Raw genomic sequence first — 15,337 nt, forward strand, 5'->3', positions numbered from 1 at the left:
CGAGTCGAGACTCTGAAGTCGTCCCGTCCGCCGTCCATCACCGCCCTGGAGTTTTTCCGTGATCACCGCTTCCGGTATCGAGCTGCGTGCCGGCGCCCGCATCCTCATCGAGTCCGCCAACTTCCGTATCGCCAAGGGCGACCGCATCGGCCTCGTCGGCCGCAACGGAGCGGGCAAGACCACCCTCACCAAGTGCCTCGCCGGCGAGGGCACACCGGCCGGCGGCACCATCGCCCGCTCCGGTGAGGTCGGCTACCTCCCGCAGGACCCGCGCACCGGTGATCTCGACGTCCTCGCCCGCGACCGCATCCTGTCCGCTCGTGGTCTCGACGAGATCCTGCGCAAGATGCGTGAGAACGAGGAGCGGATGGCGAACGGCAAGGGCGCCACCCGCGAGAAGGCGATGAAGAAGTACGAGCGGCTGGAGACGGAGTTCCTCACCAAGGGCGGTTATGCCGCCGAGGCCGAGGCCGCCACCATCGCCGCCGCGCTCAGCCTGCCCGACCGCGTGCTCGGACAGCCGCTCCACACGCTCTCCGGCGGTCAGCGCCGCCGTGTCGAGCTGGCCCGCATCCTGTTCTCGGACGCCGACACCCTGCTCCTCGACGAGCCGACGAACCACCTCGACGCCGACTCCATCGTCTGGCTGCGCGACTACCTGAAGAGCTACCGCGGCGGCTTCGTCGTGATCTCCCACGATGTCGACCTCGTCGAGACGGTCGTCAACAAGGTCTTCTACCTCGACGCCAACCGCTCGCAGATCGACATCTACAACATGGGCTGGAAGCTCTACCAGCAGCAGCGCGAGGCCGACGAGAAGCGCCGCAAGCGTGAGCGCCAGAACGCCGAGAAGAAGGCGGCTGCGCTCAACTCGCAGGCCGACAAGATGCGCGCCAAGGCGACCAAGACCGTCGCCGCGCAGAACATGGCCAAGCGCGCCGAGCGGCTGCTCTCCGGCCTGGAGGCCGTCCGGGTCTCCGACAAGGTCGCCAAGCTGCGCTTCCCGGAGCCCTCGCCGTGCGGCAAAACCCCTCTGATGGCGGAGGGGCTGTCCAAGTCCTACGGTTCGCTCGAAATCTTCACCGACGTGGACCTCGCCATCGACAAGGGCTCCCGCGTGGTCATCCTCGGCCTCAACGGTGCGGGCAAGACCACCCTGCTCCGGCTCCTCGGCGGTGCCGAGAAGCCCGACACCGGCGAGGTCATCGAGGGCCACGGGCTCAAGCTCGGCTACTACGCCCAGGAGCACGAGACCCTCGACCCGGAGCGCACGGTCCTGGAGAACATGCGCTCCGCCGCCCCGGATCTCGACCTCGTCGAGGTCCGCAAGACGCTGGGCTCGTTCCTCTTCTCCGGCGACGACGTCGACAAGCCGGCCGGCGTGCTCTCCGGCGGGGAGAAGACCCGTCTGGCGCTCGCGACCCTGGTGGTCTCCTCCGCCAATGTGCTGCTCCTCGACGAGCCGACGAACAACCTCGACCCGGCCAGCCGCGAGGAGATCCTCGGCGCGCTGCGCACGTACAAGGGCGCGGTCGTCCTCGTCACGCACGACGAGGGTGCGGTCGAGGCGCTCCAGCCGGAGCGGATCATCCTGCTGCCGGACGGCGTCGAGGACCTGTGGGGTGCGGACTACCGGGACCTGGTCGCCCTGGCCTGATTCCCGCTCCGGGTGGTTTCCTCGCCCGCTGTCGGCTGATCCACTCCGACTGGATCATTCGGCCTACGCGTGATCCATCATCTGCGTGAGGACCTCTCGTACCTCGGCACGGCGCCCGGCAGATACCTGCCGGGCGCACCCATGTGGGGCCCTGCCCCCTCGTACGGCCCTGACCTGGCTGTTCGTCTCAACTCCGCTCCGGACGGCCCCCGAAGCCCGTCGGAATGGGAGATTCCGCTTGTGAAGGCGTATTCCCGGGGTGCGAAACCGGTTGTACGGACCTTGCCGAATGGGTGGCCAGGAAGCCCTCGAGGGGTGATCATGAGAATCCAGAGCGCACTTCCCATGAGGAGGCACGGGTGGCCGAGACTCTGAAGAAGGGCAGCCGGGTGACCGGCACCGCGCGCGACAAGCTCGCGGCAGACCTGAAGAAGAAGTACGACTCCGGTGCGAGCATCCGGGCGTTGGCCGAAGAGACCGGCCGCTCCTACGGATTCGTCCACCGGATGCTCAGCGAGTCCGGGGTCACGCTGCGGGGACGCGGCGGAGCGACACGGGGCAAGAAGGCTGCCACGGCCTGACGGCCTCAGGCCCCGTCGTCGAACTGCCGTCTGCCGCCCTTGGGGCGAGTGCGGCAGCTCGACGATGGGACCTGGGCGGATCGGGACACGTCGCAGGACGGACATGCCCCGAGGGCTCACCGGTTTCGGGCGGTGGCCACCCGGTCGGCCACGTGGCCGACCGGGTGGTTACTGTTCAGTCACTTAGCTCGACATGCTGACTGCACCCGACCCGGAGGCGCCCCATGACCTCGCTCGACTCTGTGCTCGACCAGGACGGCGTACGACTCACCGTCGATGACGCGGTTGCCACGGTGACCCTCACCAATCCGGCCAAGCGCAACGCTCAGTCCCCCGCTCTGTGGCGGGCGTTGACAGAGGCCGGACGGGCGCTGCCCGGCAGCGTGCGGGTCGTCGTGCTCCGTGGCGAGGGCAAATCCTTCTCCGCGGGGCTCGACCGGCAGGCGTTCAGTCCCGAGGGGTTCGACGGTGAGCCGTCCTTCCTCGACCTGGCGCGCGGCAAGGAGTCCGAGCTCGACGCGACCATCGCCGAGTACCAGGAGGCGTTCACCTGGTGGCGCCGCAACGACATCGTGTCGATCGCGGCGGTCCAGGGGCATGCGATCGGTGCCGGCTTCCAGCTCGCCCTCGCCTGCGATCTGCGGATCGTCGCCGAGGACGTGCAGTTCGCCATGCGTGAGACCAGCCTCGGTCTGGTCCCCGACCTCACCGGCACGCACCCCCTGGTGCACCTGGTCGGATACGCCCGCGCGCTCGAAATCTGCGCCACCGGCCGCTTCGTCCACGCGGAGGAGGCCGAGCGCATCGGTCTCGCCAACCTGGTGGTCCCCGCCGACGAGCTCGACGCGGCGACCCATGAACTGTCCGCGGCGCTGCTGGCGGCCCCGCGTGACGCCGTCGTCGAGACCAAGGCGCTGCTGAGCGGTGCGGTCTCGCGTACGTACGAGGACCAGCGCACCGCCGAGCGCGCGGCCCAGGGCCGCCGCCTCCGCGACCTCGCGGGCCTCACCGACTGAGGCTCGGCACCGGGCGTCCCCCCCCAGCGGGAGCCGCCCGGTCACTCCGCGTGCGCCGCGGTGGCGACGGCTCAGGGCCACTTTGCGTGCCCCGGGGCCGTGACGACCCCGGTGGTTCCGTGTCCACCACCGCGACGGCCGGTCCGTTCATCCCGTGTCCACCACCGCGGTGACCAGCACGGTCACCGGCGGATGTCCGTCCACGGCGTCCGCCACCGCCGTTCGCACCGCCCGTGCCACATCGAGCGCCCGGTGGTTCGCGTCCGTCGCCAGCTCGACCCGCACATGGTCCGCGGCCGTATGCACCGCGCTGCCCAGCACATGGGTCAGTGTCGCGACACCGGGGACCGCGGCCGCCGCCGTCCCCGCCGCGCCCTCCGGCTCCGCCCCGCGTACCGCGGCAGGCTCCGGGGCCGCCCGGTCGGGGACCGTGTCCAGCAGCTCCGTCACCCGCAGATCCACCTCGCCGACCACCAGGCCGAGCCGTTGCGTGGCCGCCGTCCCCAGGACCGAGCGCAGGGCGGCCGCGGCGGCGGGCAGCGGCCGGTCGGCCGTCGCCGACATCGTCGCCTCGATCCGCAGCGGTCCGGGCGGCAGCGCGCTCGGCGGCGACGGCAGCGCCGGGTCCGGGGCCGCGTCCGGGTCCGCCACGGTGATCCGTACGTCACCGAGCACCGGGCCGGGACCCGATGCGCCCACCGAGCGCCGCAGCACCGAGACCACGGCCCGCTCCGCGATCCACGCACCGTCCGCCGGACCACCCAGTGGGAGCAGTCTTCCCAGGCCGAGCCTCTGCCGTACCGCCGCCGTCCATCCGTCGGCCCTGTGCGGGCTGTCAGCCGTCGTCATTGCCCCAGCCTGCCGCATCCACGGCGCGAGACGGGGCAAGCGCACTTAATGTGGGCAAGGAAGTCCAACCCTGCCCCGAAGGGAAGAGTGGCGATGACCGAGACCCCGCAGCGGAACCGGCCCGAGAACCCCGACAGCGCGACGGGGGACGACGGCCGAAAGAGTCCGCTGACCAAGCGCGGCGGAGGAGATCCCGCCACCCGCGGCCGTACCACCATCGCGGACGGTGTGGTCGAGAAGATCGCCGGTATGGCGGCGCGCGACGTGCTCGGTGTCCACGCGATGGGCAGCGGCCTGTCCCGTACCTTCGGTGCGGTGCGCGATCGGGTACCCGGCGGCGGCAAATCGGTCACCCGCGGCGTCAAGGCTGAGGTCGGCGAGTCGCAGACCGCCCTTGACCTGGAGATCGTCGTCGACTACGGCGTGTCGATCGCCGATGTCGCCCGTGACGTACGGGAGAACGTCATCGCGGCGGTCGAGCGGATGACGGGTCTTGAGGTCGTCGAGGTCAATATCGCGGTCAGCGATGTGAAGCTGCCCGACGAGGAGGGCGAGGACCATTCCGAGCCACGTCTCCAGTAGGCCTCCCACCCGAGGCAGTTGAGGAGCGCACGATGAGCATGGCTGTGGTCGGCATGGTGGCCGGCATGGCGCTCGCATTCGCCGGGTACTTCGGCGGGTTCGGGGCCTTTCTGCTGGTTGCCGCATTGGGAGCGATCGGCTTCGTCGCCGGTCGCTTCCTGGACGGCGATCTGGAACTTGGCGACTTCTTCCGGAGTCGCGAGCGCGGCGACCGACGGCGGTGACGGCTTTGTCGGGGGTGTTCGGCAGGGTCCCTGCCGCGGAGCGGGGCGAGACCCGGATCGCCGACCGGGTCGTCGCGAAGATCGCCGCACAGGCGGCGAAGGAGGCTGTCGTCGAGCCGCCGCGGGAGGGTGCCTCGCCGCGCGCCACTGTCACGGTGCACCGTGAGACCGCCCGGGTGCGGGTCAGTCTGGAGCTCGGATATCCCACCGACATCGGCCGTCAGTGCGGTGCCGTGCGTCGGCATGTCATCGAACGGGTAGAGGCGTTGGCGGGGATGGAGGTGCCCGAAGTGGCCGTACAGGTCGAGCGTCTGCACCCCGCGGGAGCGAGCGCCGCGGCACAGGGGAGGATCCGATGACCGAGCCCCAGGAGCCGGAGAACAGCACGCGGCGCCCGCCCGCCGGCGACCCCGTGGAACACGGAGGCGGACTGGCCCTCGACCAGTTCGCCTCCGCCGCGGCGTACGACCCGGCGCCGGGGAAGGAGCGCAGCGGTGGCAGCGCCGGTCGCTTCTGGTCCGCGCGCCGCATCCCGGCCGGGCTCCTCGCGCTGGTGGTCCTCGGCGGGTCCGGCCTGCTGCTGTACGACGTGGCGGCGGTACGGGCCCATCACCCGGCCATGCAGTGGCGCCGCGCGCTCGCCGACGACCTGGCGGAGCGGCCGCTGAACAATGTGTGGGTGGTGGCCGGTGCCGCGGTCGCGGTGGCGATCGGTGTGTGGCTGATCGTGCTCGCCGCCACGCCCGGTCTGCGCGACGTGCTGCCGATGCGCCGCGACCATCCGGGGGTACGGGCCGGGCTCGACCGGACCGCCGCCGCCCTGGTCCTGCGCGACCGGGCCGTGGAGGTGTCCGGCGTGCAGTCGGTGCGGGTCCGGATGGGGCGCGCCAAGGTCGCGGTGCGTGCCGTGTCGCACTTCCGTGAACTCGACGACGTGCGGGCCGACTTGGACACCGCGCTGGGCACGGGGATCGAGGAGCTGGGCCTGGCGAAGCCGCCGAGCCTGTCCGTGCATGTCCGCCGTCCGGCGAAGAAGGGGTGACCGCGGTGCTGAGGACCGTCAACCGGGTACTGCTCGCACTGGCCGGACTGGTGCTGGTCTGCGGCGGCGGCGCGGTGCTCGCCGCCGGGCTCGGCCTTTCCGTGCCGTCCTGGTGGCCGTGGGACGGCAGGACCGATGTGCTGCTCAGCAGGGCCGACCGGGACCGCTGGCGTGCCGACGGCTGGTGGTGGCCGACCGTCCTCGTGGTCCTCGCGGTCCTCGTCGTCCTCGCGTTGTGGTGGTTCCTCGCCCAGCTCCGCCGCGCCCGTCTCGCCGAGGTGCTGGTCGACAGCGGCGACGGCGAGGGGGCGCTGCTGCGCGGCCGGGCCCTGGAGGGTGTGCTCGCCGGGGAGGCGGGGACGCTGGACGGGGTGGACCGCGCCCAGGTGATGCTGGTCGGCCGGCGCAGTACGCCGCGGGCGCGGATCCGGCTGCTGATGGAACCGCACGCGGCACCGGACGAGGCCCTCGGCCGGCTCACGGACGAGGCCCTGGCCCACGCGAGGGACTCGGCGGGTCTGGCGGAACTGCCGGCGGAAGTACGGCTGAGGGCCGTCAAGCACCGTGCGGAACGGGTGAGTTGAGGACGGGAACGTCCGGCAGCGGCAGAATCGAGCCGTCCGGAGGTCCCTCCCCAGCCCTTGTGGCATGGGGAGGGGAGGACGAGAACGGCCGCCGGACGGCCCCGGTGCCTCCGGCCCCGCTCAGAACCCGTGCCGCGACCCGCCGTCCACCGGCACCATGATCCCCGTCAGATACGACGCCGCGGGTGACAGCAGGAACGCCGCCGTCCGCCCGAACTCCTCCGGCGTGCCGTACCGGCGCAACGGAATCCGCGCCTCGGCCGCCGTACGCGAAGCCTCCACATCGCCGGACAGTGCGTCCAGCTCCCGCACCCGGTCCGTGTCGATCCGGGCCGGCAGCACGCCCACCACACGGATGCCCCGTGGGCCGAGCTCGTCGGCCAGGGACTTGGCGAACCCGGCCAGTCCCGGACGCAGACCGTTCGAAATGGTCAGCCCGGCGATCGGCTCATGGACCGAGCCGGAGAGCACGAAGCCGATGACCCCGCCCTCGCCGAGCGCCGCGGCCGCCGTGCGCGCCAGCCGTACCGCGCCCAGGAACACCGAGTCGAACGCCGACTGCCACTGCTCGTCCGTGTTGTCGGCGACGAAGCCGGGCGCAGGTCCGCCGACGCTGATCAAAATGCCGTCGAGCCGCCCGAACCGAGCGTGGGCGGCGTCCACCAGACGCTGCGCCGCGCCGGGCTCCCCGTTGTCGGCGGCCATGCCGACCACGTCCGGTCCCAGTTCGGCGGCGGCCGCCTCGACCCGCTTCCCGTCCCGCCCGGTGATGATCACCTTCGCGCCGTCCGCCGCCAGCTCCCGCGCGGTGGCATGGCCCAGCCCCCGGGTCGCCCCGGTCACGATGTATACACGGTCCTTCAGTCCAAGATCCATGGGTCCTATCCTGCCGCGTCGGCATCCAGCATGTCGCACCCGGCCAGGGCAACGGCGGTACCCACCAGTCCGATGTGGCTGAACGCCTGCGGGAAGTTGCCCAGTTGCCGCCGTGCCACGGTGTCGTACTCCTCGGCGAGCAGCCCGACATCGTTGCGCAGCGCGAGGAGCCGTTCGAAGAGTTCCGTGGCTTCCTCGGTGCGCCCGGTCAGGCGCAACGCGTCCGCCAGCCAGAACGAGCACGCCAGGAACGCCCCTTCGCCGCCCGGCAGCCCGTCGATCGAGCCGCCGCCCGTGCTGTAGCGGCGGACCAGCCCGTCGCTGCCCAGCTCGGCCCGGACCGCGTCGACCGTCCCGACGATCCGCGGGTCGTCCGGCGGCAGGAAGCCGGTCCGGGCGATCAGCAGCGTCGCGGCGTCCAGCTCCCGGGAGCCGTACGACTGCGTGAAGGTGTTCCGCACCGGGTCGTACCCCTTCTCGCACACCTCCCGGTGCACGGCGTCCCGCATCGCCCGCCACCGGTCGGCGTCCCCGGCCAGCAACGGGTTGGCCTCCAGGGTGCGCACCGCGCGGTCGGCGGCGACCCACGCCATTACCTTCGAGTGCACGAAGTGGCGGCGCTGGCCGCGGATCTCCCACAGCCCCTCGTCCGGTTCGCGCCAGGTGGACTCCAGGAAGCCGAGCAGGCTGAGCTGCAGGCTCCAGGCGTGCGGTTGGTCGGCCAGTCCCGCCTCACGCGCCAGTCGGAGCGAGTCGATGACCTCTCCGTACACATCGAGCTGCCGCTGCCGGACCGCCGCGTTGCCGATCCGGACCGGGCTGGAGTTCCCGTATCCGCGCAGCCACGGCAGCTCCGCCTCGGGCAGCCGTCGTTCGCCCGACAGGCCGTACATGATCTGCAGGTCGGCCGGGTCCCCGGCGACGGCGCGCAGCAGCCAGTCCCGCCAGGCGGCGGCCTCCTCCACATAGCCGGCCGAGAGCATCGCATTGAGCGCCAGGGTGGAGTCGCGCAGCCAGCAGAAGCGGTAGTCCCAGTTCCGTACCCCGCCGATCTCCTCCGGCAGCGAGGTGGTGGGGGCCGCCACGATGCCGCCGGTCGGAGCGAAGGTGAGCGCCTTGAGGGTGATCAGCGAGCGGATCACGGCCTCCCGGTACGGGCCCCGGTACTTGCAGCGGGCCGACCACTCGGCCCAGTCGGACAGGGTGTTCTTCAGCGCCTCGTGCGGATCGACGAGATCGGGGCGCGGCGAGTGCGAGGGATGCCAGGTCAGCACGAACGCCACCTGCTCGCCCGCGGAGACGGTGAACGACGAGCAGGTGGAGAATTCCTGGCCCCACGTCTTGACCGGCGGCTCGCTGCGCAGCCAGACCGAGTCGGGTCCGGCGACCGCCACCCGGTGGCCCTGTGAGCGGCGCATCCACGGCACGATGGAGCCGAAGTCGAAGCGCAGCCGGATCACGGAGGCCATGTCGACGGTGCCGCTGACCCCCTCGACGATCCGCATGACATCGGGTTCCTGGTCGCGCTGCGGCATGAAGTCGATGACCTTGACGGTGCCCGTGCGGGTCTCCCAGAACGTCTCCAGGACGAGGGAGTCGCCCACGTAGCCGCGCCGGGTGCAGGTGTCCGCGCCCTTCGGGGCGATGCGCCAGTGGCCGTTGTCCTCGTCGCCGAGCAGGGCGGCGAAACAGGCGCCCGAGTCGAAGCGGGGCAGACAGAGCCAGTCCACAGAACCGTTCCTGCCGACCAGGGCGGCTGTCTGCAGATCGCCGATGAGGGCGTAGTCCTCGATGCGTGGGGTCACGTTCTGCCGTGTTCCCGAACCGGGGCCCTGCTAAGCAGCCGATGTCCCACAGGCGGCCGCATGCCCGACAACACCGGCTCCTGAGCACGGTGGCGGGCCGTCGCCGGACAAGTCGGCTCAGGCAGTCGCGGGCGCGGGCTTCTCCGGCTGTTCCGGCTCCGGATCGCCTGCTGCCTCGGCCTTGGCCGCGGCCTCCACCCGGTCGCGCTTCTCGCGCCGGGCCAGCACCACGTACCCCGCAGGGACACCGGCGGCGAACAGCCACCACTGGACCGCGTACGCCATGTGCGGACCGATGGAGCTGTCGTCCGGCGCCTCGATCAGCTCCGGAACGTCGCCGGACGGTTCGGGTGCGGTCTGCTCGATGTAGCCGCCGAGGACCGGCCGGGAGAGCGCCTTGGCCTGCTGGGCGCTGTTGATCAGCATCACCTGGCGGTCCGGCAGGTCCGACAGGTCCTTGATGCCGCTGGTGCCTGTCGTCTCATCGGCCTTGAGCCGTCCCGTGACGGTCACCTCGCCCGTGGGCACGGCCGGGATGTCCGGGAAGGCGCGCTGGTCGTCGGCGGTGGGGATCCAGCCCCGGTTGATCAGGACCGTACCGCCGCCCTTGAGGTCGAGCGGGATCAGTACGTGGAAGCCGATGCTGCCGTCGGTGGAGGTCCGGCGGCGCACGACGACCTCGTGCTTCGTGTCGTACGTCCCCGTGGCCGTCACCGCACGCCAGTAGTCGGAGCGCGGGACCGTGTGACCGGGAGAGGTGAGCGTGGCGACCGGAACCGGCTTCGCCTTCAGGTTGTGCGAGATCAGGGAGTTCTGCGCCACCCGGTGCTCATGCCGGTGGAGCTGCCAGAAGCCCAGCTCGACCATCGTGGGAATGAGGACGAGGGCGAGGAGGGCGAGGATCAGCCACTGCCGGGTCAACAGGAAGCGGTACACCCCATGACGGTACAACTGCGTCATGGGGTGCATCGCGCAGGGGGTGGCGGACGGGGCCGCGCGGCCGGGGCTCAGACTTTGTCGACGATGCCCACCTTCCCCTCGGCGCGGGCGCAGTGCCCGCCGCAGAACCAGTGCCCGTCGACCTCGACACCCTGGCCGATGACCTGGACCCGGCAGTGCTCGCAGATGGGTGCCATCCGGTGAATGGCGCAGGCGAAGCAGTCGAAGACATGCACCGCGCCCTGCGCGTGCACCTCGAACGACATGCCGTAGTCGTTTCCGCAAACCTCACAACGTGCCATGCGCCACAGGGTGGGACGCGGGGACGCCGGGCGGCGAGCGGCGGGCGGGCGAGTCGCCCCCGGTTCACTCCGATGACGGCGTCGGCAGAGCAGGAGCCACGGGCGCCCCGGTCGTCGCCGACACCTCGGCCACATCCCTCAGCAGGTGGGTGAAGGCGCTCTCGTCCACGATCGGCGTGCCGAACGCCTTGGCCTTCACCGTCTTCGACGTCGCCGCGTCCGGGTCATTGGTGACCAGCAGGCTGGTCAGCCGGGAGACGCTGGTCGCCACATGCAGCCCGGCCTCGACCGCCCGGTCCTCCAGCAGCTCACGGTCGATGGAGGTGTCCCCGGAGAACGCCACGCGCATGCCCTGCATGAGTGGTTTGTCCTTGTCGTACCGCCCGGGGTTCGGATACGGGCAGGCGGGCCGCTTCCGGGAGGGGCGCCAGCTGTTCTGGCTTCCGTACGAGGGCTGATAGCCGACCCTCGGGGTCACCGGGGAGTCCGACCACTCGGTCAGCGGGCGGCACTCCAGCAGCGGCAGCCGCACCCCGTCGCGCGCCGCCGCATGCAGACTCGGCCGGAACGCCTCGGCCAGCACCCGGGCGTCGTCCAGCGCGTGGTGCGCACGCTGCTGCACGACTCCGAAATGCGCGGCCAGCGACTCCAGCTTGTGGTTGGGCAGCGGCAGCCGCAGCTCCTTGGAGAGCGCGATCGTGCAGAGCCGCTGCTCGACCGGGGCGACGACCGCCGCGCGGGCGTACTCCCGGGCCAGCATCGACCAGTCGAAGGCGGCGTTGTGCGCGACCAGGACCCGGCCCGCGAGACGCTCCGACAGAGCGGCGACGACCTCCGGGAAGAGCGGGGCTCCCTCCAGGACATCGCTGGTCAGCCCATGGATCCAGACGGGGCCGGGATCCCGCTCCGGGTTGACGAGGGTGTACCAGTGGTCCTCGACATTGCCCTGCGCGTCCAGCCGGTAGACGGCAGCGGAGATTATCCGGTCGTCGCGGGCGAGTCCGGTGGTCTCCACGTCGACGACCGCATACCCCTGCGGGTAGGCGGTCGGCCACGGTGCTGCGGTCTGGCGGTCGTCGAGCATGGTCACAGAGAATACGGGCCGGTACTGACAGTCCCCTATCCGGGAGCCCTCTGTTCGACCGGTCCCGGGCCGCGGCTCCTACGTCCCGCCGACCGCCAGCAGCCCGTTCACCAGCGCCCGCACGGACGCCGTGAACAGCCGGTCCTGGTCGGCGGGCCTGGCCAGTGCCCGTGCCAGCGCCGGGTCGTGCTCCGCGGTGGCCACGCCCCACAGATCACCCTCACCGGGGCACTGGACGGGGGAGCGTTCCCGGTTGCGTTCGACCAGCAGGAAGCCGACCGTCTGGAACTGCACAGCCCGCACCGCGTCGGCGGCCCGCGCCCCGCGCAGCCCCGCGGCGTGCACCTCGTGGACGAGCGCCTGCTGCGCGGGCAGGAACATCCGTTCCGTGAGCCCGCGTTCATGGACCATCGCGATCAGATGGGGGCGGGCGCGCAGTTCGCGGCGCAGCCCCCGGGCGACCGAGACGATCCTGGCCACCGGGGTCCGGCCGGTGGGGCGGATGGCGCCCATCTCCTGGACGGTGCGTTCCACCAGGGCGTCGAGCAGAGACTCGCGATTGCCGACATGCCAGTAGATCGAGGTGACCGCCGTGCCCAGCTCGGCAGCCAGCTTGCGCATCGTGAGGGCCTCCGGGCCGTGCTGCCGCACCAGGGCGGCAGCGGCCTCCAGCACCTCTTCACGGGTCAGCGACGATCGCGACACAGTGCTCCCAGCTTCCCGGACTCCGTTACGTGCACGCCTATTCACCCTTCATCCAGCCCGGTGTAACTGTGTTACAGGACCCGGGCACGGACAACCGAGAAGGGTGGTACGTCCATGGCACGTGTACGGTACGGCGCGCGCACCGACGCCGAGATCGCGGCGGCCCGCACAGCCCGCTCCAGGCTCCCCGACATCTGGTCCACCGGTGTGGTCGCCGTCTGGGAGAGCGACCCCGACGCGGTGGCGGCCGTGCTCCCGCCGCCTCTCAAACCCGCCGAACGCCCGCTCGTCCGCGCCAACATCAGCAAGGTCGATCTGCCCGGCTATCCGCTCGGCGCGGGCTCCGTCGCCGTCGCCGCCGTGCACGACGGGCACGAGGGCTGGTACCCGCTCGTCATGCCGATGACTCATGAGCGGGCGCTGATCGGCGGCCGCGAGGTCTTCGGCGAACCGAAGAAGCTGGGCGAGGTGACCGTCGAGCGCGACGGACTCGTCGTCCGGGCCGCGCTCGTCCGGCACGGCATCGCGTTCGTCGAGGTGCGCGGCGCGGTCGCCGAACAACTGCCGCTTCCCGAACCGGCGGAGAAGCTCGACTTCTACTTCAAGTTCCTGCCCGCCGTGGACGGCGAGGGCTTCGACGCCGATCCCGTCCTCATCCACTGCACCCGCCACGAGAAGGTCCGCAAGCTGGAGCGGATCTCCGGCGATGTGGTGCTGCGCGAGTCGATGTACGACCCGGTCGCCGACCTTCCCGTACGCCGGTTGATCGATCTGACCATCGGTGAGAAGACCAGCGACCAGCAGGGCAGGGCGGTCGAGCGGGTGAGCGCCGAGGCGCTGCTGCCGTACATCCACCAGCGCTACGACGACCCGCAGCAGATCCACGACGGTCCGCCGCAGGGGAGCGTCCGATGAGGCTGGAGCAGGGGCAGGTCGCCGTCGTCACCGGGGCGGCGAGCGGCATCGGGCTCGCCATGGCCCGCAGGTTCGCGGCCGAGGGGCTGAACGTCGTCCTCGCCGATGTGGAGGAAAGCGCGCTCGACAAGGCGGCGGGCGAGCTGCGCGAGGACGGTGCGCAGGTGCTGGCCCGGGTGGTCGACGTCAGTGAGCGGGACTCCGTACAGGCGCTCGCCGACGCCGCGTACGACACCTTCGGTGCCGTCCATGTGCTGTGCAACAACGCGGGGGTCGGCTCCGGCGCCGAGGGCCGGATGTGGGAGCACGAGCCGAACGACTGGAAGTGGGCGTTCGCGGTCAATGTGTGGGGCGTCTTCCACGGCATCCAGGCCTTCGTACCCCGGATGATCGAGGGTGGCGAGCCGGGCCGGGTCGTCAACACGTCCTCCGGCGACGGCGGGATCGCACCCCTGCCGACCGCATCCGTGTACGCGGTCACCAAGTCCGCCGTCGTCACCATGACCGAGTCGCTGTACGCGCATCTGAAGGCGGAGGACGCGGCGGTCGGCGCCTCGGTGCTCTTCCCGGGCCCGCACATGCTCCGTACCGGACTGTGGGAGTCGCACCGCAACCGGCCCGAACGGTACGCCAAGCAGCGGCCGCGCCGGACCCCGTACCGCAGCCTCGACCAGTGGGAGTCCGCCATGCGGGCGGCGGGCCACGAGGTCGAGTTCACACCCGTGGAGGAGGTCGCGGGAACCGTCGTGGACGGGATCCGTGCCGACCGCTTCTGGATGCTGCCGCCGAGCGAGCACAGCGACCGGCAGATCCGCGCCAGGTCGCAGTCGATGCTCGACCGGGCGGACCCGTCGTACCTGGAGAGCTTCATACTCGACTGAGGGGCGAGCGATGACCGACCCGTATCTGATCATCTCCTCCGACTGCCACGCCGGGCTGCCCACCGAGGAGTACCGGCCCTATCTGGACGCCCGCTTCCACCGGGAGTTCGACGACTTCCTCGCCGGGCGGGAGCGCCGGCGCGAGGAGATGACCCGCCTCGGCGTACGCAACGAAGTCTTCGCCGACAAGTGGTTCCACGACAACGAGGAAGGCTTGAGGGGAGGTTGGGACGCCACCCGACGTCTCAAGGAGCTGGACGGGGACGGGGTGGCGGCCGAGGTCGTCTTCCCCGACGCGGACGCCGTCGACAGCCGGACCGCCGCCCCGTTCGGCGTCGGCCTCGGCCTCTCCGGCGACCAGGACCCGGAACTGGGCATGGCAGGTGCGCAGGCCCACAACCGCTGGCTCGCCGAATTCGTCGCACAGAACCCGGAACGGCACTGCGGTGTCGCCCTGTTGCCCGTCACCGGCGACGTCGACCGGGTCGTCGCCGAGATCCACCGTGCGAAGGAGTCCGGGCTCGGGGCGCTGATGATCCCCTCCATGTGGGTGGACAAGTCCCCGTACCACGACCGCCGTTACGACCCTGTCTGGGCGGCCGCCGCCGAAACGGGGATGCCGGTCGTCACCCACTCCGGCGCCGCCCCGCGTCACGAGTACGGCGACCACCTCGGCATCTACGTCTCCGAGGTCACCTGGTGGCCGTCCCGACCGCTCTGGTTCCTGCTCTGGTCGGGCGCCTTCGAACGCCACCCGGGGCTGAGGTTCGGCGTCGCCGAGTCCGGCTGCTGGTGGCTGCCGAACCTCCTCTGGTTCATGGACCGGCTCTATCTCGGCGCCCACGGCGGAAAGAAACTCTCGCCGTTCGCCGAACTGAAGCGGCCCCCGCACGAGTACCTGGACCGCCAGGTCTTCATCTGCGCGACCAACACCAAGCGTCGCGAGCTCGCCCAGCGATACGAGATCGGCGTCGACAACATCCTGTGGGGCAGCGACTTCCCGCACCCCGAAGGCACCTGGCCGAACACCGCGAACTGGCTGCGCACCACCTTCCACGACATCCCGGTCACCGAGGCCCGCAGGATGCTGGGCCTCGCCGCCGCCGAGGTCTTCGGCTTCGACACGGCGAAACTCGCGCCGATCGCCCGGCGCATCGGCCCGACCCCCGACGACCTCGGCCAGCCCGCGGACCAGGCGGCGGTCGAAGCGTCCTGGGCGCGTTCGCGCGAGGTCGGCCGGCACTGGCTGACGGACCACGACTTCCCGGTCCTGGGGGTTCAGTGATGGGCCGGCG

At 71.2% G+C, this 15,337-nt stretch carries 18 protein-coding genes; 11 read left to right on the top strand and 7 right to left on the bottom strand.

Annotated elements, in window-relative coordinates; all coding sequences use genetic code 11:
• Window positions 1-58 precede the first annotated feature (58 nt).
• From OG972_RS31145 to OG972_RS31155, 3 genes are all read left to right on the top strand, one after another.
• Window positions 59-1,657, top strand: coding sequence for an ABC-F family ATP-binding cassette domain-containing protein (locus OG972_RS31145; RefSeq protein WP_037691628.1), 1,599 nt, complete (start codon window positions 59-61; stop codon window positions 1,655-1,657).
• Window positions 1,658-2,016: 359 nt separating this feature from the next.
• Window positions 2,017-2,238, top strand: a complete 222-nt coding sequence (locus OG972_RS31150; protein WP_037691626.1) for a helix-turn-helix domain-containing protein — start codon at window positions 2,017-2,019, stop codon at window positions 2,236-2,238.
• A 224-nt stretch (window positions 2,239-2,462) separates the two neighbouring features.
• Window positions 2,463-3,254 (top strand): enoyl-CoA hydratase/isomerase family protein, encoded by a 792-nt coding sequence (locus OG972_RS31155; protein ID WP_266987105.1) that lies wholly within the window; start codon window positions 2,463-2,465, stop codon window positions 3,252-3,254.
• A gap of 147 nt (window positions 3,255-3,401) precedes the next feature.
• On the opposite strand, the gene OG972_RS31160 is transcribed toward OG972_RS31155, so the two are convergent.
• The gene (locus OG972_RS31160) at window positions 3,402-4,103 is read right to left on the bottom strand and encodes a hypothetical protein (RefSeq protein ID WP_266987107.1); all 702 of its coding nucleotides are present in this window, start codon (window positions 4,101-4,103) and stop codon (window positions 3,402-3,404) included.
• A 93-nt stretch (window positions 4,104-4,196) separates the two neighbouring features.
• On the opposite strand from OG972_RS31160, the gene OG972_RS31165 reads away from it, so the two are divergent.
• The 5 genes from OG972_RS31165 to amaP are packed head-to-tail and all read left to right on the top strand — an operon-like array spanning window position 4,197 to window position 6,535.
• Window positions 4,197-4,685 carry an Asp23/Gls24 family envelope stress response protein gene (locus OG972_RS31165; RefSeq protein ID WP_266987109.1) on the top strand — a complete coding sequence of 163 codons (489 nt, stop codon included), beginning with the start codon at window positions 4,197-4,199 and terminating at the stop codon, window positions 4,683-4,685.
• A 32-nt stretch (window positions 4,686-4,717) separates the two neighbouring features.
• The gene (locus OG972_RS31170; RefSeq protein WP_266987111.1) at window positions 4,718-4,909 is read left to right on the top strand and encodes a hypothetical protein; all 192 of its coding nucleotides are present in this window, start codon (window positions 4,718-4,720) and stop codon (window positions 4,907-4,909) included.
• 5 nt (window positions 4,910-4,914) lie between these two features.
• Window positions 4,915-5,268, top strand: a complete 354-nt coding sequence (locus tag OG972_RS31175) for an Asp23/Gls24 family envelope stress response protein (RefSeq protein ID WP_266990815.1) — start codon at window positions 4,915-4,917, stop codon at window positions 5,266-5,268.
• Entirely contained in the window at window positions 5,265-5,951 is a 687-nt protein-coding gene (locus tag OG972_RS31180) for a DUF6286 domain-containing protein (protein WP_266987113.1), read from the top strand. Before OG972_RS31175 ends, OG972_RS31180 begins: the two co-directional genes overlap by 4 nt.
• Window positions 5,948-6,535 (top strand): alkaline shock response membrane anchor protein AmaP, encoded by a 588-nt coding sequence (gene amaP, locus OG972_RS31185; RefSeq protein ID WP_266987115.1) that lies wholly within the window; start codon window positions 5,948-5,950, stop codon window positions 6,533-6,535. The genes OG972_RS31180 and amaP overlap by 4 nt, the downstream gene beginning before the upstream one ends.
• Before the next feature lie 120 nt (window positions 6,536-6,655).
• Here the strand turns inward: amaP and OG972_RS31190 are convergent, their stop codons facing one another.
• From OG972_RS31190 to OG972_RS31215, 6 genes are all read right to left on the bottom strand, one after another.
• A complete protein-coding gene (locus OG972_RS31190) occupies window positions 6,656-7,411 on the bottom strand; it encodes an SDR family oxidoreductase (RefSeq protein ID WP_266987117.1) in 756 nt (251 codons plus the stop codon).
• Between the two features lie 5 nt (window positions 7,412-7,416).
• Window positions 7,417-9,216, bottom strand: a complete 1,800-nt coding sequence (locus OG972_RS31195) for a glycoside hydrolase family 15 protein (RefSeq protein WP_266987119.1) — start codon at window positions 9,214-9,216, stop codon at window positions 7,417-7,419.
• Window positions 9,217-9,333: 117 nt separating this feature from the next.
• Window positions 9,334-10,152, bottom strand: a complete 819-nt coding sequence (locus OG972_RS31200) for an SURF1 family protein (protein WP_266990817.1) — start codon at window positions 10,150-10,152, stop codon at window positions 9,334-9,336.
• A 71-nt stretch (window positions 10,153-10,223) separates the two neighbouring features.
• Window positions 10,224-10,457: a hypothetical protein gene (locus tag OG972_RS31205; protein ID WP_026249933.1), complete on the bottom strand. Its 234-nt coding sequence runs from the start codon at window positions 10,455-10,457 to the stop codon at window positions 10,224-10,226.
• 64 nt (window positions 10,458-10,521) lie between these two features.
• The gene (locus OG972_RS31210) at window positions 10,522-11,547 is read right to left on the bottom strand and encodes a DEDDh family exonuclease (protein ID WP_266987123.1); all 1,026 of its coding nucleotides are present in this window, start codon (window positions 11,545-11,547) and stop codon (window positions 10,522-10,524) included.
• A 72-nt stretch (window positions 11,548-11,619) separates the two neighbouring features.
• On the bottom strand, window positions 11,620-12,246 hold the full coding sequence (locus OG972_RS31215) for a TetR/AcrR family transcriptional regulator (protein ID WP_266987125.1): 627 nt from the start codon (window positions 12,244-12,246) through the stop codon (window positions 11,620-11,622).
• A gap of 114 nt (window positions 12,247-12,360) precedes the next feature.
• Here OG972_RS31215 and OG972_RS31220 point away from each other — a divergent pair, with 114 nt between their 5' ends.
• The 3 genes from OG972_RS31220 to OG972_RS31230 are packed head-to-tail and all read left to right on the top strand — an operon-like array spanning window position 12,361 to window position 15,327.
• Window positions 12,361-13,161, top strand: coding sequence for an acetoacetate decarboxylase family protein (locus OG972_RS31220; protein ID WP_266987127.1), 801 nt, complete (start codon window positions 12,361-12,363; stop codon window positions 13,159-13,161).
• Entirely contained in the window at window positions 13,158-14,042 is an 885-nt protein-coding gene (locus tag OG972_RS31225; protein WP_266987129.1) for an SDR family NAD(P)-dependent oxidoreductase, read from the top strand. The genes OG972_RS31220 and OG972_RS31225 overlap by 4 nt, the downstream gene beginning before the upstream one ends.
• A gap of 10 nt (window positions 14,043-14,052) precedes the next feature.
• Complete coding sequence (locus tag OG972_RS31230) at window positions 14,053-15,327, top strand: amidohydrolase family protein (protein ID WP_266987131.1); 1,275 nt, start codon at window positions 14,053-14,055, stop codon at window positions 15,325-15,327.
• The last annotated feature ends 10 nt before the right edge of the window (window positions 15,328-15,337 follow it).

Source organism: Streptomyces sp. NBC_01669 (genome assembly GCF_026339735.1).
Lineage (GTDB): Bacteria > Actinomycetota > Actinomycetes > Streptomycetales > Streptomycetaceae > Streptomyces > Streptomyces yanii.